21 protein-coding genes, 1 tRNA gene and 1 other annotated feature (1 of these 23 running past the window's edge) are annotated in these 17,128 nt (G+C 40.3%); of the genes, 18 read left to right on the forward strand and 4 right to left on the reverse strand.

What is annotated here, in order from left to right:
• Positions 1 to 58 precede the first annotated feature (58 nt).
• From gerE to AMR95_RS11410, 8 genes are all read left to right on the forward strand, one after another.
• Positions 59 to 283: a spore germination transcription factor GerE gene (gene gerE / locus AMR95_RS11375; protein ID WP_003184172.1), complete on the forward strand. Its 225-nt coding sequence runs from the start codon at positions 59 to 61 to the stop codon at positions 281 to 283.
• A 149-nt stretch (positions 284 to 432) separates the two neighbouring features.
• Complete coding sequence (locus AMR95_RS11380; protein WP_024423206.1) at positions 433 to 873, forward strand: MarR family winged helix-turn-helix transcriptional regulator; 441 nt, start codon at positions 433 to 435, stop codon at positions 871 to 873.
• A 7-nt stretch (positions 874 to 880) separates the two neighbouring features.
• Complete coding sequence (gene racE, locus AMR95_RS11385; protein WP_126681500.1) at positions 881 to 1,699, forward strand: glutamate racemase; 819 nt, start codon at positions 881 to 883, stop codon at positions 1,697 to 1,699.
• A 100-nt stretch (positions 1,700 to 1,799) separates the two neighbouring features.
• Positions 1,800 to 2,861, forward strand: a complete 1,062-nt coding sequence (locus AMR95_RS11390; RefSeq protein WP_058838312.1) for a GerMN domain-containing protein — start codon at positions 1,800 to 1,802, stop codon at positions 2,859 to 2,861.
• 151 nt (positions 2,862 to 3,012) lie between these two features.
• Complete coding sequence (gene rph / locus AMR95_RS11395) at positions 3,013 to 3,741, forward strand: ribonuclease PH (protein ID WP_024427165.1); 729 nt, start codon at positions 3,013 to 3,015, stop codon at positions 3,739 to 3,741.
• Between the two features lie 10 nt (positions 3,742 to 3,751).
• Positions 3,752 to 4,354: an XTP/dITP diphosphatase gene (locus AMR95_RS11400; protein ID WP_095409231.1), complete on the forward strand. Its 603-nt coding sequence runs from the start codon at positions 3,752 to 3,754 to the stop codon at positions 4,352 to 4,354.
• Between the two features lie 14 nt (positions 4,355 to 4,368).
• Entirely contained in the window at positions 4,369 to 4,893 is a 525-nt protein-coding gene (locus tag AMR95_RS11405) for a YfcE family phosphodiesterase (protein WP_058838313.1), read from the forward strand.
• A 120-nt stretch (positions 4,894 to 5,013) separates the two neighbouring features.
• A tRNA-Arg gene (locus tag AMR95_RS11410) sits at positions 5,014 to 5,087 on the forward strand.
• 257 nt (positions 5,088 to 5,344) lie between these two features.
• Here AMR95_RS11410 and AMR95_RS19245 read toward each other — a convergent pair.
• The gene (locus AMR95_RS19245) at positions 5,345 to 5,509 is read right to left on the reverse strand and encodes a hypothetical protein (RefSeq protein WP_181950619.1); all 165 of its coding nucleotides are present in this window, start codon (positions 5,507 to 5,509) and stop codon (positions 5,345 to 5,347) included.
• An 18-nt stretch (positions 5,510 to 5,527) separates the two neighbouring features.
• Entirely contained in the window at positions 5,528 to 6,508 is a 981-nt protein-coding gene (locus tag AMR95_RS11415; RefSeq protein ID WP_058838314.1) for an SDR family oxidoreductase, read from the reverse strand.
• A 214-nt stretch (positions 6,509 to 6,722) separates the two neighbouring features.
• On the opposite strand from AMR95_RS11415, the gene AMR95_RS11420 reads away from it, so the two are divergent.
• Both AMR95_RS11420 and AMR95_RS11425 read left to right on the forward strand, forming a co-directional pair.
• Positions 6,723 to 6,938: a hypothetical protein gene (locus AMR95_RS11420; protein ID WP_058838315.1), complete on the forward strand. Its 216-nt coding sequence runs from the start codon at positions 6,723 to 6,725 to the stop codon at positions 6,936 to 6,938.
• Positions 6,939 to 7,022: 84 nt separating this feature from the next.
• Positions 7,023 to 7,292: a DUF4241 domain-containing protein gene (locus tag AMR95_RS11425; RefSeq protein WP_058838316.1), complete on the forward strand. Its 270-nt coding sequence runs from the start codon at positions 7,023 to 7,025 to the stop codon at positions 7,290 to 7,292.
• Between the two features lie 164 nt (positions 7,293 to 7,456).
• On the opposite strand, the gene AMR95_RS11430 is transcribed toward AMR95_RS11425, so the two are convergent.
• A complete protein-coding gene (locus tag AMR95_RS11430) occupies positions 7,457 to 7,969 on the reverse strand; it encodes a hypothetical protein (RefSeq protein WP_058838317.1) in 513 nt (170 codons plus the stop codon).
• Between the two features lie 201 nt (positions 7,970 to 8,170).
• Here AMR95_RS11430 and AMR95_RS11435 point away from each other — a divergent pair, with 201 nt between their 5' ends.
• The 7 genes from AMR95_RS11435 (at position 8,171) to AMR95_RS11460 (ending at position 14,448) form a co-directional block, all read left to right on the forward strand.
• Positions 8,171 to 9,406 (forward strand): Kelch repeat-containing protein, encoded by a 1,236-nt coding sequence (locus AMR95_RS11435; protein WP_231746883.1) that lies wholly within the window; start codon positions 8,171 to 8,173, stop codon positions 9,404 to 9,406.
• A 252-nt stretch (positions 9,407 to 9,658) separates the two neighbouring features.
• Entirely contained in the window at positions 9,659 to 9,808 is a 150-nt protein-coding gene (locus AMR95_RS18885; RefSeq protein WP_024427820.1) for a teichoic acid D-Ala incorporation-associated protein DltX, read from the forward strand.
• A gap of 14 nt (positions 9,809 to 9,822) precedes the next feature.
• A complete protein-coding gene (dltA, locus tag AMR95_RS11440; RefSeq protein ID WP_047203967.1) occupies positions 9,823 to 11,328 on the forward strand; it encodes a D-alanine--poly(phosphoribitol) ligase subunit DltA in 1,506 nt (501 codons plus the stop codon).
• A complete protein-coding gene (gene dltB, locus AMR95_RS11445; RefSeq protein ID WP_058838319.1) occupies positions 11,325 to 12,509 on the forward strand; it encodes a D-alanyl-lipoteichoic acid biosynthesis protein DltB in 1,185 nt (394 codons plus the stop codon). Before dltA ends, dltB begins: the two co-directional genes overlap by 4 nt.
• Positions 12,510 to 12,530: 21 nt before the next feature.
• Positions 12,531 to 12,767, forward strand: a complete 237-nt coding sequence (gene dltC / locus AMR95_RS11450; protein WP_024423191.1) for a D-alanine--poly(phosphoribitol) ligase subunit 2 — start codon at positions 12,531 to 12,533, stop codon at positions 12,765 to 12,767.
• A complete protein-coding gene (gene dltD, locus AMR95_RS11455) occupies positions 12,767 to 13,933 on the forward strand; it encodes a D-alanyl-lipoteichoic acid biosynthesis protein DltD (protein WP_039180447.1) in 1,167 nt (388 codons plus the stop codon). Before dltC ends, dltD begins: the two co-directional genes overlap by 1 nt.
• Positions 13,934 to 14,028: 95 nt before the next feature.
• On the forward strand, positions 14,029 to 14,448 hold the full coding sequence (locus AMR95_RS11460; RefSeq protein ID WP_058838320.1) for a YkvA family protein: 420 nt from the start codon (positions 14,029 to 14,031) through the stop codon (positions 14,446 to 14,448).
• Positions 14,449 to 14,679: 231 nt separating this feature from the next.
• Here AMR95_RS11460 and AMR95_RS11465 read toward each other — a convergent pair whose 3' ends face one another.
• Positions 14,680 to 15,723 (reverse strand): lactonase family protein, encoded by a 1,044-nt coding sequence (locus tag AMR95_RS11465; protein ID WP_058838321.1) that lies wholly within the window; start codon positions 15,721 to 15,723, stop codon positions 14,680 to 14,682.
• 433 nt (positions 15,724 to 16,156) lie between these two features.
• Here AMR95_RS11465 and ilvE point away from each other — a divergent pair, with 433 nt between their 5' ends.
• Positions 16,157 to 17,071 carry a branched-chain-amino-acid transaminase gene (gene ilvE / locus AMR95_RS11470; RefSeq protein WP_039180440.1) on the forward strand — a complete coding sequence of 305 codons (915 nt, stop codon included), beginning with the start codon at positions 16,157 to 16,159 and terminating at the stop codon, positions 17,069 to 17,071.
• 8 nt (positions 17,072 to 17,079) lie between these two features.
• Positions 17,080 to 17,128: a binding site (T-box leader), on the forward strand (it continues 198 nt past the right edge of the window).

Consider the following 17,128-nt stretch of genomic DNA (forward strand, 5'->3'; position numbering starts at 1 on the left):
ACAGAATCCCATTCTATAGAGACTAGAGCTCTCACCTTAGCAAGGAGGGTTACAATACTTGAAGGAGAAAGAGTTTCAATCCAAGCCGCTATTAACCAAAAGAGAAAGAGAAGTATTCGAATTGCTCGTCCAAGATAAAACAACAAAAGAAATTGCAAGCGAGCTTTTTATTAGCGAAAAGACTGTTCGAAATCATATTTCGAATGCCATGCAAAAGCTAGGAGTTAAAGGCCGCTCACAGGCCGTAGTCGAGCTTCTGCGTATGGGTGAGCTAGAGCTCTAAAGTCAGCCGGTTTTCCTTCCATATCGGGAAGGAACCGGTTATTTCTATATGGTTTCCATGAGTCTCTTCTTGCATTTTCTTTGAAAAACGAGGAAAATAGACATGTACGTTTTAATCAAAGTGAGATGCTATAGTGAGGTATCAATAAAATGGAAACGAATGAGTCTGGCCATGTTGCAGAGATTGAAAAATCATTGCGCCACATTGCTGCAATTATTAAGCAAAAAGGCAGAGAAATCCTGAATCAATATACGATTACACCTCCACAATTCATCGGGCTTCAGTGGCTTTATGAATTTGGAGATATGACAATAGGTGAGCTGTCACAAAAGATGTATTTGGCTTGCAGCACAACCACTGATTTAATTGATAGAATGGAAAAAAGTGAACTTGTCGAACGGGTGAAAGATCCATCTGATCGCCGCGTGGTTCGCATTCATTTATTGCCTGAAGGCGAGAGGATCATTCAAGAAGTGATTGCTAAACGCCAAGAATACGTCAGTGAACTTCTAGGGGCTTTCTCAGAAGAAGAAGCCATCGTTTTCAACCAATCCTTAACGAAACTACAGCAGCAAATGAAAAGAAAATGAGGCGATTTTGTTGGATCAACCAATCGGCGTCATTGATTCCGGCGTCGGCGGTTTAACCGTTGCAAAGGAAATCATGAGACAACTGCCAAAAGAAAACATCATTTATGTAGGCGATACAAAACGATGTCCATATGGCCCTCGTAAAGAAGAAGAAGTTCTTCAATATACTTGGGAAATGGCGCACTACTTATTAAAACACCACCATATTAAAATGCTCGTCATTGCGTGCAACACAGCAACGGCGATCGCACTGGACGAAATCAAAGCAACGCTTGATATTCCGGTCATTGGCGTGATTCAGCCCGGCGCCCGTACAGCGATCAAGGTGACAAACAATCAGCACATTGGCGTTATTGGCACAGTCAATACGATCAAAAGCGAGGCATACAAAGAAGCGCTGCTGTCACTAAAAGCAGGTCTAACGGTTCAAAGCCTGGCGTGTCCGCTCCTTGTCCCATTTGTGGAAAGCGGAACGTTTTTAGATCAGACAGCAGAGGCAGTGGTGAAAGACTCCCTTGAACCAATGAAAGAAACAGGGATTGATACACTTATTCTTGGCTGCACACACTATCCGATTTTAAAAGAGCCGATTCAGCGCTTTATGGGCAGTGATGTCAGCATCATTTCATCAGGGGATGAGACAGCGAGAGAAGCGAGTACGATTCTTTCATATAAAGGGCTGTTAAATACCTCTAAAGAAGCACCTGTCCATACATTTTACACAACAGGACAGCAGCAAAATTTCCAAAACATCGCTCGTGACTGGTTTGGCTATCTGCCAGGGAAGGTCGAAACCGTGTCACTTGAACACATCTACCAGCAATAACCCCTTCTACTTGAAGCGGGTTATTTTTTTATGAAAAGGGTCTAATCCTCCGAGGGAGCTCGTATACATAGTAGTACAAACTACTAGAGGAGGGTGAAGTATGCTGAAAAAAGGATCTACAGCAGCTGTTACGTGTATCGCGTCAGCCATGCTTTTGTCAGGATGCGGATTGTTTCAAACAGACCAAGCGAAAACAGAGATTGATCCACCACAAAACGTCACATATGTGAAAGAAAATAAAGAAGATAAACAAACAGCCAAAGAAGGAAAAGAAGAGAAGCAGGCAGATACAGTCATGAGAGAATTATATTTAATTGATAAAAACGGGTATGTCGTATCTCAATCCATTCCGCTGCCGAAAAATGAAGGAAGTGCAAAACAAACCCTTGAATATCTCGTGGACGGGGGACCTATTTCTAACTTAATGCCGAATGGATTCAGAGCAGTGTTACCTGCGGACACGAGCGTATCTGTCGATATTAAAGATGGAACGGCAATTGTGGATTTTTCAAATGAATTTAAAAACTATAAAAAAGAAGACGAACAGCGAATCCTGCAATCTGTTACTTGGACGTTAACACAGTTTGATTCCATAGCCAAAGTCAAATTAAAGATGAATGGACATGAACTAAAAGAAATGCCTGTGAACGGTACACCTATCTCAGATGATTTAAGCAGAGAAGACGGGATTAATATCCAGCACGAGGCTGCTGCTGATATGACTTCAACAAAGCCTGTAACTGTCTACTATTTAGCTGAATCTGATGAACAGACATACTACGTTCCGGTCACCACAAGAGCACCAAAAGACGAGGATGATCCGATTATAGCAGCAATTGATGAGCTCGTTTCCGGACCAAGCAAAAAAAGCCATCTGCTTACAGACTTTGACCAAGATGTGAAGCTGAATGATGTACCAAAAGTAAAAGATGGACATGTGACACTTGATTTCAACGAATCTATTTTTGGCAGTGCGGATGAAAAGAAAAAGGTCATTTCACAAAAAGTTCTTAATAGCATTGTGCTCACATTAACAGAGCTGCCGGACGTCAAAAGCGTATCTGTTAAGGTCAACGGCAAGGCTGAGCTTGTGAACGAAAAAGGCGCAGAGCTCACAAAGCCGGTTTCACGACCAGAACAAGTGAATACAGGTAGTTTTTAACGTCACACATTGATATAATGGAGAAAAAGAGGCATGCATATTCGCTGCCTCTTTTTTATTCCGAGCGGTTAGAACAAGCCGAGGTTGTCAAAGTTAGTAGGAGAACCCCGCTGGCATACGCGCGGAATGTATATCGTAACGGAGGTAAAACATGAGATTAGATGAAAGACAATATGACGAATTGAGAAAAATTGAAATAGAGGCAGGCTACATCACGCACCCAGAAGGCTCTGTCTTAATCTCAGCGGGAAATACGAAGGTGATTTGTAACGCATCGATCGAAGACCGCGTACCTCCTTTTTTAAGAGGAGAAGGAAAAGGCTGGATTACAGCAGAATATAGCATGCTTCCAAGAGCAACTGCACAAAGAACGATAAGAGAATCATCTAAAGGAAAAGTCACAGGACGTACGATGGAGATCCAGCGTTTAATTGGACGAGCACTCCGCGCAGTCGTTGACTTAGAAAAGCTTGGCGAACGCACGATTTGGATTGATTGTGATGTCATTCAAGCAGACGGCGGCACACGCACAGCGTCCATCACAGGTGCTTTTGTTGCCATGACACTCGCGATTCAAAAGCTACGAGCTGAAGGAGTCATCAAAGAAAACCCGATTACTGATTATTTAGCGGCGATATCCGTCGGAATTGATTCTCAGCAAGGTCTTCTGTTAGATTTAAACTATGAAGAAGATTCTTCTGCTGAAGTAGATATGAATGTCATCATGACAGGCGCTGGACGCTTTGTTGAACTTCAAGGCACAGGTGAAGAAGCGACATTCTCAAGAGAACAGCTAAACGGACTGCTTGATTTAGCCGAAAAGGGCATCAAAGAATTAATCGAAAAGCAAAAAGCAGTAACAGGAGAAGTCATCGAATAAAGAGAAGGGTTTGATCAGGATGAAAACAGCCATCATTGCAACGCACAATGCGGGCAAAGCGAAAGAATTCAAAGCCATTCTTGAGCCAAAAGGATTCACGGTCAAAACACTAGCAGACATTGGCTTTACTGAAGAGATTGAAGAAACAGGACAAACCTTCGAAGAAAATGCCATCATCAAAGCCGAGGCGATTCAAGCCAAAGCAGGTGAAATGGTCATTGCAGACGATTCCGGTCTGTCGATTGATTATCTAGGCGGGAAACCTGGCGTGTATTCAGCGAGATACGCAGGTGAGCATAAAGATGATGCGGAGAATGTGGAAAAAGTGCTGAGCGAACTTCAAGGCATTGAAAAAGAAGACCGCACAGCCAGATTCAGATGTGCCCTTGCTGTCAGTATACCGGGCAAAGAAACAAAAACGGTAGAAGGATCAGTAGAAGGCTTCATCGCAGAAGAACCAATCGGCGAAAATGGCTTCGGATACGACCCAATTTTCATCGTCAAAGACAAAGACCAGACGATGGCCGAGTTATCACCAGAGGAGAAAAACAAGATCAGCCATCGAGCGGTCGCGCTTCAAAAGCTTTCATCACTGCTAGACGCAAATGAATAAGGGGGAATGAAGCCATGAAGATACTCATTATTAGTGACAGTCATGGACTCACAGACGAACTTCAAACCATTGCCAAACGGCATGAGGCTGAAGTCGACATGATGATCCACTGCGGAGATTCAGAACTCGAAACGAACCACCCAGCACTCGAAGGATACAAAGTCGTCAAAGGAAATTGTGACTTTATGGGCGATTTTGAAGAAGAGCTCCTGCTCCCACTCGATGGAGGCGGAAAACTATTTCTCACTCACGGACATCTGCATGGCATCAAACAATCCTTACTTCAAGTCTACTACCGTGCAGAAGAGCTAGGCGCAGACATTATCTGCTTTGGTCACTCGCACATTCCGGGCAGTGAGCTGCTAAGAGGAAAACTGCTCATTAACCCAGGCAGCGTACACCTGCCAAGAGTGCGAAAAGAGCGCAGCTATGCTATACTGACACTAGATGGAAGCGAAGCAAACGTACAGTTTTTCACGGACGAAGGTCAGGTCATACAAGGCCTCGAAAACACTGTCACATTGGAAGGTATTTCATAAGGGTGCAGCATTTGCCCCTTATGAAAAAACTTTCGAAAAACCGTTGACTTTAAAGAACAATAGTAATATAATAAATCTTGTCGCTGAGGTAATACACCACAGCACACTACATAACAACATGTCCCAGTAGCTCAGCAGGATAGAGCAACGGCCTTCTAAGCCGTCGGTCGGGAGTTCGAATCTCTCCTGGGACGTACTAAATTAAAAGCCTGAAACCCTTTATTATCAAGGGTTTCAGGCTTTTTTGTTCTTTGAAACATAAATTCGTAACTCGCTTCAAAACAGGGAGCGGATTTATTTTTAAGGATTTCCGTTCTCTGTTTTTGTATCAAAGAAGCTATCAAAATGAGTGGCTGATTTCTGATCAGCTTCTTCAATGACATGAGCGTAAATTGACATAGTTGTATCCATTTTTGTATGCCCTAAACGTTCCTGAATAACTGCGATTTATTTAAATGATTGGATAATTCAGTTCATAATTTGGATAGCAATAATAAGGCGGTCTACGTCCAATTTCAGACATTAGCCATGAATGCTCCATATAAACCATGGTGACTTTTTCCATTGAATGGTTCACAAGTAATAACTCTACTTCTGGATTAAATTCATATCTCAATCCAATGACCTCCTTATATTAGGAATGTGTGGATTCCCCACCGTCAACATGCAGCACTTGACCTGTAACAAAACGTGAATCATCAGAAGCTAGATAAACAAATGTTGGTGCGAGTTCAAATGGATGGGCAACTCGTTCCATTGGGTTAAATGCTCCATATACAGCCACTTGGTCTGACGAGAAGCTTGCTGCAATGAGCGGCGTCCAGATTCGACCTGGAGCAACAGCGTTTACACGAATTCCTTGTTTTACAACATTTTTAGCCAAAGCACGTGTCCAACCAACAATTGCACCTTTTGTGGCTGTATAATCAATCATTTGTTGTTCACCTACATACGTTACGACTGAAGAAGTACCGATAATAGAACTGCCTGGTTTTAAGTAAGGAAGCGCTGCCCTGGTTGTGTAAAAATGTGAGTATATGTTGACTTTAAAGGTGTCATCGAATTGTTCGTCTGTAATGTCAAGAAGGCTTGGTTGTTGAAATTGGATACCAACGTGGTTACATAGAACATCTAGACGTCCGAAGGTTTTTACTGTTTTCTCTACAATGGTGATACATTGCCTTTTATCTCGCAAGTCTCCTGGCATCAATAAACAACGTTGCCCGAGTTCTTCGATTCTTGCTTTTGTTCTATTAGCATCTTCGTGTTCATCTAAGTATGCAATTGCAACGTCAGCACTTTCCTTTGCGAAGGCAATGGCTACGGCTGCACCAATACCACTATCCCCTCCTGTAATAAGAGCAACTTTTCCCGCTAACTTACCACTCCCTTTGTAATTTGTATTTTCAATAATTGGAAGTGGTACCATTAAACCTTCTACACCAGGATGACGAAGTTGACGTTGTTCAGGTAAATTAATTGGGATTTCTTCATAGCGTGTGATTTTTCCGTAATTAGGGTACATGGGATAAGGTTGAGTTTTCATTTTCTCTAGAAACATCTGTTGCATTTGTTTGATTTGTTGCAACTTACGCTCATCAGATTCTTGTGTCATTGAATTCCCTCCAAATGTACTTATTCCCTTTAAATGTTTATGTTGTTGACTGCTAATCCAAGTATTAATAATGAATAAACTTGTGAAGGAGTTATTTGAAGAGTTTGAGTAAACTTTCATGAGTAGGTTGGAATATTCAGGTGTTTTAACACGTGGCAGCAATCAAGGCTGGGAAGTAATAAAAGTTGCAGACCAATTTATCGGAAGTTGAGAAATGTATAAAGGCGAAGGAGAAGAAGAGTATTTTACAGGTCCTATTAGGTATCTCAATTTTGTTCATGAGATTTTCAAAGTAGGTAGTCAGACTCCACTCTTTAAATATGTAAAGCTAATTGCCGCAGAATTGGTTTCCCTTTCTCTTATTGGTAAAGAAACTTTTGAAGTTTCCGACCTTTACTTTGAGAAAGACATTTGGTTATTGGCACTATAAGAAATCAGTGATTTTTGATTTTATCGAATCACTTTGTAAAAGATCATCTTCTTCACTAATCTTTTTTAAATTATGGGCTGCTTTATGGATGGGGAGTCAGCTATATATCTTCAAGCGTATGAGGATAAGCGGTATAAAGAGGACAATGATTTTTATCTTTACGAGGAATTTGAAGAAGCTCTTGCGCAAAACTACAAGCACACATGGGACTGGCTCGTCACCAGTTTTCATGACAAGGTGGACATTGCCATGTTTACAACAAGCTTCGGTAACGGAATGTATCCAAGCTTTTGGGGGCTAGATGAAAACGGAGAACCTACTTGTCTTGTGACGGATTTTCTAATAATGGACTGATGAGAAACTCATGAAATCATGGGTTTTTTATTGTTCTTTAATATAGGTTTAGCATATTAAAGATGTAGTAACGGAGAGAAACGGAACGGAGGACAATTAAGTAAACATGCATCTGGAGTATAGATCAAGAGAAAAAAGTAGTCCCAAAGAGACTACTTTTAAAATTAATTATATACATTACCTGCAAGAGTAACAGGATATTTACCAAGGTTTGTTACTTCCAAATAATAGTCTTTGGTAGTCGAAACATTATTAAAGTTGATTTCTAACCATAAACGACCATCAGCTTTCTTCACATCACCATAATAAGATAATGCAGAGACTTTTTTACCTGTTTGTGCATCTACTAATTTATATTCAACATGAGCTTTTGCATCATTTCTTTGAGACTCCTGCCATCCTTTATAGATAGTTCCAGTACTATTTCTAATAGTGAATTTAGTGCCTTTATAATAATCTAAGTTTGAACCATTTCCTTGTAATGTTCTTTCTTGTAAGTAGTACACGGAAGATGCTTTCGTTGAAATTTGACCATTGGACTTTGCTGAAAGTGTTGAAAGAGTATGTGTTATTGGAGAAAAATTATTAGAAATACTTGAACCTGCTGCACTTGCAATTGATCCTGTGCTTAGGACTGCTGAAGCCAGTAATGTAGTAACTGCTAATTTCTTAAACATATTAAATCCTCCTAGTATTTTTTTTAACACATATATATTATATACTCTATTATCCTTAAATGGAATATAAATCATTTAAAACCTTCTTATGGTAACATTATCTCTACTAATCATGATAAAAGAGATATAGAATAAATTCCTTTTGTTCTATAAAAATAAAAAAACACTCCGATAATGAAGAAGTAAGATAATGAAAAGGGAGTGTTATTTTTGAAAAAATGGATCGTCATGATGTTACTAGTAATCCTTTCATTCACGCAGTCAGTTCAAATGGTACATGCAGCTAAGGATGAATGGAATCAATTAGCTGATTTGCCAACAGCAAGAGTGGGAGCTGTAGCTAATGCTGTAGATGGGAAGATTTATGTAATTGGTGGGTTTAATGCCGATAAAGAAACGTTAGAATATGATCCATCTGTAAACAAATGGACTAAAAAGACAGATATACCTACTGGAAGAGGAGGAGCAGCATCAGTAGTAGTAGGTTCAAAAATATATGTCCTTGCTGGAAAACATACGGGTTTTACTTATAATAAGTTCGAGGTGTATGATACAAAAAATGACGAATGGGAAACGTTACCTGATATTCCCTTTGTTAGCAAATCAAAAGGCTCATATAACGTTCAAGCGGGTGTTATTGGAAATAAAATTTATGTATTTGGTGGAAAAGAGTTTTTTAGCTATGATCTTTCTGAGCAAACATGGAAAGAAGAAGCTCCTCTAAATGTAAAAATAGAAGGAGCAATCGGTCTAGTATTAGATGAGAAGTTTTACATCTTTGGCAAAAACGATAAACGTGAAGTTTTTGAATTTGACGCTAAAAAAGAAGTTTGGACTGCAAAGAAAAAAGGGTTTGTCAGTGGTTACTTGAATGGTGTAACTTATAAAAATAACATGATATTTCCCGGTGGTTCAACAAGAAGTTTAATTGCATATGATACTGAACAAGAAGAATTAGTTAGAATAGATGTGCCTTACCACAATATGCGAATAGGAGCTTCATCAGTAGTTATTGATGATACATTATACCTTATAGGTGGTAGAGATTATAATGAGAATTATACAGAGATTGCAGATCAAAACTACAAATCAGTCATCTCTTTATCTTTAAAAGACCTGCAATTTCCAAACAACACAGAAACACCTGGTGACAAAGACCCAGAACCAACCACACCGCCTAAAGACGATACAACAAATGAAGACGGCGATGCACTACTCATCATCACAATGGTCAATGGCTTACAGAAAGAGTATGACCTTTCAATGAAAGAAGTCAACGCTTTCCTATCATGGTACAAAAAGCGTGATGCAGGAGAAGGCCCGGGATTTTATGAAATTGACGAGCATGACAATAACAAAGGTCCATTTGAAAGTAAAAAGGATTATGTAGTGTTTAAAAACATTCTCATGTTCGAAGTCAATAAATATAAGAAGTAATTGAAATCGAAGCCATCTAGTCCGACTAGGTGGCTTTTGCGTTAGTTCGACAGCTTTCAGCAATTTTAAGGCAAATTTAAGCTCGGATTTCATTTCAAATGTATTAAATCTTTGTTACAATAAGACAGCTTTGCTCAAAAGAGACATTCCAAGGTTCGACATTTTTTTAGCAATTCTTAAAAATTTTATGGTTTGATATGAAACTCTTTTGATGATCCATGCGTCTCTATAAGTGTCAAAAGAAAAGAGGTTATCAATATGCTATTCAAAAAGCTATCAGAAAATAAGTCTGTAAAATGGATAGGATATACAAGCTTTTACTTACTTATTTTGCTATTATTGTTCTTTATTTACGGATTCCACACAGCAAATACGGGATCATTCATTTACAACGATTTTTAATTGGAGATTAAACTATGAAACTATTACACACGATTCATGAATACCAGCAAACGAAACCAACACAGCCAGCATTTGTTTCTCAACAGGCGTCGATCACATATGATGAGCTTTGGCATTTATCAGACCAAATGGCTGGTGCGATCGATTCAGTCGCAGCTGGCAGTGAACCTGTCATTGTCTACGGTCATATGGAGCCAGAGATGCTGATTTCTTTCTTAGGCAGTGTGAAATCAGGCAGACCTTATATTCCGGTCGACATCTCGATACCTGTCGAGCGCATCGTCTCAATCATTGAAAGCTCAAAAGCCAGTCTATTGATATGTGCAAATGAGCAGAATGTATTAGATGTAGAAGAGCACATTGAAGTGAAAAGTGCGGCATCGCTTTTAGCACTTGAAAAAGAAGCACCGCCATCCACGCAGTGGGTTCAACAAGATGATGTTTTCTACATTATTTATACGTCTGGCAGTACCGGAAAACCGAAAGGCGTTCAGGTAACAGCCAATAATTTAGAAAGCTTTACAGAGTGGATGTGCCGCGACTTCCCAATTGGTGAGGGACGCACATTCTTAAATCAAGCACCATTTTCTTTTGACTTATCAGTGATGGATCTCTATCCAGCGCTTCAATCAGGCGGCACGCTTTACTGTTTAGTAAAAGATCTTGTCAATAAGCCAAAGGATATGTTTGCAGCACTTGGTCAATCTGACGTTGAAGTGTGGACATCAACACCATCCTTTGTGCAAATGTGCTTAATGGACCCTTCCTTTACAGGAGAGCTTTTACCAGAGCTGAAAGTTTTCTTGTTCTGCGGTGAGGCGCTTCCTGTAGCTGTAGCAAGTGCACTTCTGGAGCGTTTTCCAAAGGCGCAGGTCTTTAATACGTATGGTCCAACTGAAGCAACTGTTGCGATCACATCGATTGAAGTCACGCAGGAGATTCTTGATCAGCACGATTCTTTACCAGTCGGCTATGCCAAACCTGATACAGATATCGTCATTTTAGATGAAGAAGGCAAGACACTTTCTGATGGTGAGAAAGGCGAAATTGTCATCGTGGGGCCAAGCGTCACGAGAGGCTACTTAGGTGAACAAGCCTTAACGGATAAAGTGTTCTTTGAATACGAAGGACGCCCTGCTTACCGCACAGGTGACGCAGGTGTGGCGCAGGATGGATTAATTACGTGCCACGGTCGTCTCGACTATCAAATTAAGCTTCATGGATACCGGATGGAGCTTGAAGAAATTGAATATCATGTAAGCGAGACAACCTATGTCAATGCTTGTGTGATTGTGCCATTCCAGCCAAACGGTCATGTCGAGTACTTGATTGCAGCGATTGTTCCAGCAGCTCATTCATTTGAAAAAGAGTATCAGCTGACAAGTGCGATTAAGAAAGAAATGGCGGATTCACTGCCAGCGTACATGATTCCAAGAAAGTTTGTCTATCTGGAGCAGCTGTACATGACACCAAACGGGAAGGTTGACCGTAAGAGAATTGCGAAAGAGGTTCTTCTATGATTCCGTTTAGTTCATTCTTTTTCTTCATTCTAATTGGTATTCTTCTTTTGCCGACAATCATTCTTGGTCTTCGCGGCAAAAGAATGCAGGGCTACAACATGTTTGCAACGGTTGTGGCACTCGCGCTTATTTTCTCAAAGGATGCACATGGCGCACTGCTGCTCTTCTTGTTCACGGTGTGGCAAGTCTTAATCATTCGCCTGTACCTTGCATACCGGCTAAAGGCGAATCAGGCATCCGTTTTCTATGCAGCAGTGGTGGCATCAATTTTGCCGCTTGTGCTGTCAAAGGTATTACCGTTCTTTTTAACTCATCAGCCGCACCAGCCGCCGCCAATAAACTGGCTGAGCTTTTTGGGGATCTCGTACTTAACATTTAAAGGTGTTCAGTTAATTATCGAGACAAGAGACGGCTTGATTAAGAAGAAAATTCCGATTCATCGTTTGGTCTATTTCATTGTCTTTTTCCCGACGATTTCATCAGGTCCGATTGACCGTTACCGCCGATTTGAAAAAGATATGGATACACCGCCTGAAAAGGAAGCATACAGTGATCTTCTGTATTCCGGCATTCATAAAATTTTCATTGGCTTCTTATATAAGTTCATTATTGGTTATCTGATTCACACATATATTCTGATGAATATTCATCACATTAGCAGCAGTCACTTTGTTCAGCAGTTAACGTATATGTATGCTTACAGCATGTATTTGTTCTTTGACTTTGCTGGATATACAGCATTTGCTGTAGGTGTGAGTTATATTATGGGCATTAAGTCGCCAGAGAACTTTAATAAACCGTTTATCAGCCGCAATATTAAAGACTTCTGGAATCGCTGGCACATGTCCCTGTCCTTCTGGTTCAGAGACTACGTGTTTATGAGATTTGTGTTCTTTATGACCAAAAAGAAGTGGATCAAGAACCGTATGGCTGTATCAAATATCGGGTATTTTGTTCTCTTTCTATTGATGGGTGCTTGGCATGGTCTTGCCCTTCAATATATTATTTACGGACTATATCATGCAGTTGTCATGTCCGGTTACAATTTATTTGAGAAATGGAATAAAAAGCACAAGTGGTGGCCGGATAATAAGGTCACAATGGTTGTGTCTATCATTATTACATTCCATGTGATTTGTTTCGGATTTTATATTTTTTCAGGAAAACCATTTCATCATTAATGATTAAGGGAGTAGAAAATTATGGAATTTAAAAATCAAGTATACGGTATTATTGCAGAGGTTTGTCAGGACGACGTTGTGAAAGAAAATCCAGAGATTGCGATTTTTGAAGAAGGTCTTCTTGATTCATTTGGTACAGTAGAACTGCTTATGGCAATTGAAAGTCAACTCGGAATCACTGTTCCGATTACAGAATTCGATCGTGATGTGTGGGATACGCCGAATCATATTGCTGAGCAGCTGGCAGAGATGAAGTAATGAAAAAGCGTTTTTTTGGGCCGCTTATTTTAGCGGCTGTTCTATTCATTGGTGTTCTTCTTGTACCAAATGCATGGCTCTCACACCTGATCCCAAAAGACAAATTACAAAAGTCAGCCACAGAATTAGATCCAGGGATGTTTCAAGGGCTTTATTTACAAGATGAAATGCTAAAAGATCCAACTTATTTGCCGATCTATGGATCTTCTGAACTATCACGTTTTGATCCATATCACCCTTCGAATTTCTTTCATGAGAATCCTCAAGGGTTTACACCTTATCTTATTGGAAAAGGTGGATCGCAATCATTAATTCATGCGATGAACTTTGCAGCGCATATGGATGAATTAAAAGGGAAGAAGCTTGTATTTATCGTGTCCCCGCAGTGGTTTGTGAAATGGGGATCTGACGAGAATCACTTTGCCCCTAACTATTCAGCGCTTCAAGCGCTGAATCTCGCCTATAATAAAGAAATTGATCCAACTGTGAAAAAAGAGCTGATTAAAAGAATCATGAAGTTTAAAGCAGTCAAAAACGACATGGTGATTACAGAGCTTTTTAAAGCAGAGCTATCTGGAAACAAGTTCGCTTATGGCGCGATTTCTCCTATTGCGAAAATGTATTATGGCATGCTTCAAAAGAAAGACATGTACTATACGATTGGATCGGGGCATGAGCGCAAGCTTCAACCGTCTCCTTCAGTCAAAGGAAAAACATGGGCTGAGCTTGAAAAAGAAGCGAGCATTTTTGGTGCGGAAAGAGCAGGGGACAATCCGTTTTATATTAATCAAAAATTGTTTGACCGCAAACTGAAACCGATCATGAAGAAGATGAAGGATTCCCGTGAAGGTCATTCTTATGCCGAATCACCAGAATATAAAGATTTTCAAATCATGCTGGATATTTTAAAACAGGCAGGGGCAAAGCCTTTGTTTGTAACGATTCCTGTCAACGGAAAGTGGTATGATTACACTGGTTTTCCGAAAGAAGGCCGTACAGGTTATTATGAAAAAATCAATCGTCAAATTCGAGATAATGGGTATGAAGTCGCGGATTTGACTAAGCATGAGTACGATCCATATTTCTTTAAAGATACGATTCATGTGTCTTATAAAGGATGGGTGTACATCGATAAAGCAATTGAAAAGTTTTACAAAGAGCAGTAGAATGCAGCAGCTTTCTGCTGCTGTTTGTTTGTCGAATCAGCGGATATCTTGTATAACTGAGGGAAAAGGGCTATGCTGTAGATGGAGGCGATATGATGAATCGTTCTGAGAAAAAAGAACTATTAAAGCGTTCGAAGAAGCATTTTAATGATCATGCCTTTTGGGAAAAGCTAAAAAAGACGGCACAAAAAGCTGGTGTCTCTCTAGTCTATGCTGTGCTATTACTTTACTATACATTGCAAAAACCCGAAGTGCCTGTCAAAGCAAAGACCTTGATTATTGGAGCACTCGGCTACTTTATCCTTCCGCTTGACCTCATTCCTGATACATTGATTGGTGTCGGCTATACAGATGATTTAGGCGCCATTACATTTGCTCTATTTCAAGTAGCAATGTACATTGATGATGATGTGAAAGGAAAAGCAAAAGACAGGCTGTCAAAATGGTTCGGCGAAAAAACCGATACGTCTTTGATTGATCAAAAGCTTGAGGATGGCGGTATGCCGTCTGCATAAAGAAAAGCCTCCGTTATTGGAGGCTTTAGCGTGTAGACAAACCCTCGCATTCGTTGTCAGGTCTGCGCTCCAGTGCTCACGAATGTTTCAATTCGCTCCGCTCCGGTGCTCGTCCTTCCTAGACTGCAAAGGTTTTCTATCACGCTGAAAAGAAGACAAAGGGCTAAAATGATTTTCATTTTAGCCCTTTGTCAACAATCTGAAGCCTCCGTTATTGGAGGCTTTTTTCTTTTATCCTAAAAATTTCACGCAAACTGGATGAGGGACGGTAATGTCTGATTGTAATACAGTGAGTCGTCCTGTTTCTTTGTCGCGTTTGTATAACACGAGATTGCTAGATTCTTGGTTTGAACCGACGAGGAATTCTTCTGTTGGATCAAGCACAAAATCTCTAGGCCAGTTTCCTTCAGAAGAAGCAATCTCGACTAGGCTTAATCGGCCGTCAGCGTCTGTTTTAAAAATCGCAATGCTGTCATGACCGCGATTTCCTGCATAAACAAATTGGCCGTCTGAAGAGACATGAATGGCACTTCCTTGATTGTTCTCTGTAAAATCGCTTGGAATGGTCGCGATTGTTTGAATCTCTTCAAAATGACCATCTTCAAAGTAACGAAGCACAATGACCTCTGAGCTTAGCTCTGTCATGACATATGCCACAGGTTTCGTTGGGTGGAATGTGATATGACGAGGTCCGCTGCCTGGCTTTGTTTCAAATGTATGAGCAAGCTGAAGTTTGCCGTCTTCTTTCTTATACGTATAAATTCCATCTGTTCCAAGGTCAACAGCCACAGCAAATTGTTCATCTGGCGTGAGACCCATAAAGTGGGTGTGTGGCTTTTCCTGACGATCTTCGTTAGGGCCAGTTCCTTCATGCTGCGCCTGTGAGAGCGTGCGGATCACTGAGCCATTTTCAGCATCGATCTCATACATCTCTGCTGTCCCTTTATGATAGTTTGCTGTATACGCTGTTTTCGTTTGACTGTCCACGCTGACGTGACAAGGAGAAGCTCCATCGGCAAGCTCTTGGTTGATGAAGTGAAGTCTGCCTGTTGTTGAATCAATTTGATACGCAGCAAGGCCGCCCTGTGATCCTTTTTTCACAACAGCATAAACAAAATTTTGATCCTCTGACACGGTTAAATATGTAGGATTTTCAAGCTCAGCAGCGACTTCTACTTGCTCAATCTGCTGCTTGTCCGTATTTAATGTAAACGTATAAACGCCTTTACTGTCTCCCTTTGTATACGTACCGATATAACCTCTGATGTTAGCCATGTATTGCCCTCCTTCTATTAGATGCTCTCATTCTATCATAAATTCATAGGAAAACGCTTTAGAAAGGCATGCCAAAAGAAAAGACAAAGTCATTGAAATCTCACAATATTCATCAAAAATTATGTGAAAAAATATCACAAAAGTTTTCTCAAAAGAAAAGCGTTCATGTAAAGTAAATAAATTGAAGAAAAAATACAAAAAATTTTAAGTTTTTTCATTCCTTGTCTAGCAAAGGTGTAAGCGTATACATTTAATTTTGATTAGTCTAAATTGTCTAATAATTTTAAAAATGCTGTTGACACTGTATGGAAAGCGGCGTAAGATGGGTTCAACAAAAGCTAAACAAACACGCAGTGCAAGCGATTGACACTTCAAAATAAAGTGTCTGAAAATTCAACTACTTTTTGTTTGAAAGAGAGGGTGCTCACTGAAAATGGAAGACCAAAAGGAACAGTGGATCTTTTTAAACGATGAACTCGTGAAAAAAGAGGATGCGAAAATTTCAGTTTACGATCATGGCTTTTTATATGGCGACGGTGTTTTCGAAGGGATTCGCGTGTATAACGGAAATATCTTTCGAATGAAAGAACATTTAGACCGTCTGTATGATTCCGCCAGATCCATTATGCTGAACATTCCATATTCACTTGAGGAACTCACGGAAAAAATGATTCATACAGTTGAAAGGAACGGCCTAAAGGATGCCTATATCCGCCTTGTTGTCTCAAGAGGAGCGGGTGATCTTGGATTAGATCCTAACAACTGCGGGAGAGCCAACACAGTGATCATTGTAGAGCCGCTGGCCATTTTTCCAAAGCACCTATATGAAACGGGTATTGACATTGTGACGGTTCCAACAAGACGAAATCGTCCAGATGTTCTTAGCCCAAAAGTGAAATCATTAAACTATTTGAATAACATTCTTGTCCGAATCGAAGCCCATATGGCCGGTGTGAGTGAAGCGCTGATGCTGAACGATCAAGGGTACGTGGCGGAAGGTTCTGCAGACAACGTGTTTATTTATAAAAAAGGCAAGCTTTATACACCGCCAGGTTATATCGGCGCACTTGAAGGCATCACAAGAAATGCCATCATGGAAATTGCAGAAGACTTAGGCTACGAAGTGAAAGAAGAACCTTTCACAAGACATGATGTGTATACAGCAGAAGAAGTATTTCTAACAGGAACCGCAGCCGAAGTCATCGCCGTTGTAAAAGTTGACGGCCGTACAATCGGTGAAGGGAAACCTGGGTTCCACACAAACAAACTTCTTGAACAATTCCGTAAGCGGGTAGTTGAAGAAGGAGAAAAAGTTGTTTTTACAGATGAAAACATTCATGCAAGTTAAATAGATATCGATAAACGTTGAAGAGGACTAGTAGCTTTAGAGTCAGTATCTACAGAG

Origin of the sequence: Bacillus sp. G1(2015b), from assembly GCF_001482475.1 — a bacterium.
GTDB classification, from domain to species: Bacteria; Bacillota; Bacilli; order Bacillales; family Bacillaceae; genus Bacillus; species Bacillus safensis.

Excerpts from the sequence above, each read along its gene's own strand:
- AMR95_RS11380 (WP_024423206.1), top strand. The coding sequence starts at position 433 with ATGGAAACGAATGAGTCTGGCCATGTTGCAGAGATTGAAAAATCATTG.
- AMR95_RS11390 (WP_058838312.1), top strand. The coding sequence starts at position 1,800 with ATGCTGAAAAAAGGATCTACAGCAGCTGTTACGTGTATCGCGTCAGCC.
- rph (WP_024427165.1), top strand. The coding sequence starts at position 3,013 with ATGAGATTAGATGAAAGACAATATGACGAATTGAGAAAAATTGAAATA.
- AMR95_RS11405 (WP_058838313.1), top strand. The coding sequence starts at position 4,369 with ATGAAGATACTCATTATTAGTGACAGTCATGGACTCACAGACGAACTT.
- AMR95_RS11415 (WP_058838314.1), bottom strand. The coding sequence starts at position 6,508 with ATGACACAAGAATCTGATGAGCGTAAGTTGCAACAAATCAAACAAATG.
- AMR95_RS11420 (WP_058838315.1), top strand. The coding sequence starts at position 6,723 with ATGTATAAAGGCGAAGGAGAAGAAGAGTATTTTACAGGTCCTATTAGG.
- AMR95_RS11425 (WP_058838316.1), top strand. The coding sequence starts at position 7,023 with ATGGATGGGGAGTCAGCTATATATCTTCAAGCGTATGAGGATAAGCGG.
- AMR95_RS11430 (WP_058838317.1), bottom strand. The coding sequence starts at position 7,969 with ATGTTTAAGAAATTAGCAGTTACTACATTACTGGCTTCAGCAGTCCTA.
- dltA (WP_047203967.1), top strand. The coding sequence starts at position 9,823 with ATGAAACTATTACACACGATTCATGAATACCAGCAAACGAAACCAACA.
- dltB (WP_058838319.1), top strand. The coding sequence starts at position 11,325 with ATGATTCCGTTTAGTTCATTCTTTTTCTTCATTCTAATTGGTATTCTT.
- dltC (WP_024423191.1), top strand. The coding sequence starts at position 12,531 with ATGGAATTTAAAAATCAAGTATACGGTATTATTGCAGAGGTTTGTCAG.
- dltD (WP_039180447.1), top strand. The coding sequence starts at position 12,767 with ATGAAAAAGCGTTTTTTTGGGCCGCTTATTTTAGCGGCTGTTCTATTC.
- AMR95_RS11460 (WP_058838320.1), top strand. The coding sequence starts at position 14,029 with ATGAATCGTTCTGAGAAAAAAGAACTATTAAAGCGTTCGAAGAAGCAT.
- AMR95_RS11465 (WP_058838321.1), bottom strand. The coding sequence starts at position 15,723 with ATGGCTAACATCAGAGGTTATATCGGTACGTATACAAAGGGAGACAGT.
- ilvE (WP_039180440.1), top strand. The coding sequence starts at position 16,157 with ATGGAAGACCAAAAGGAACAGTGGATCTTTTTAAACGATGAACTCGTG.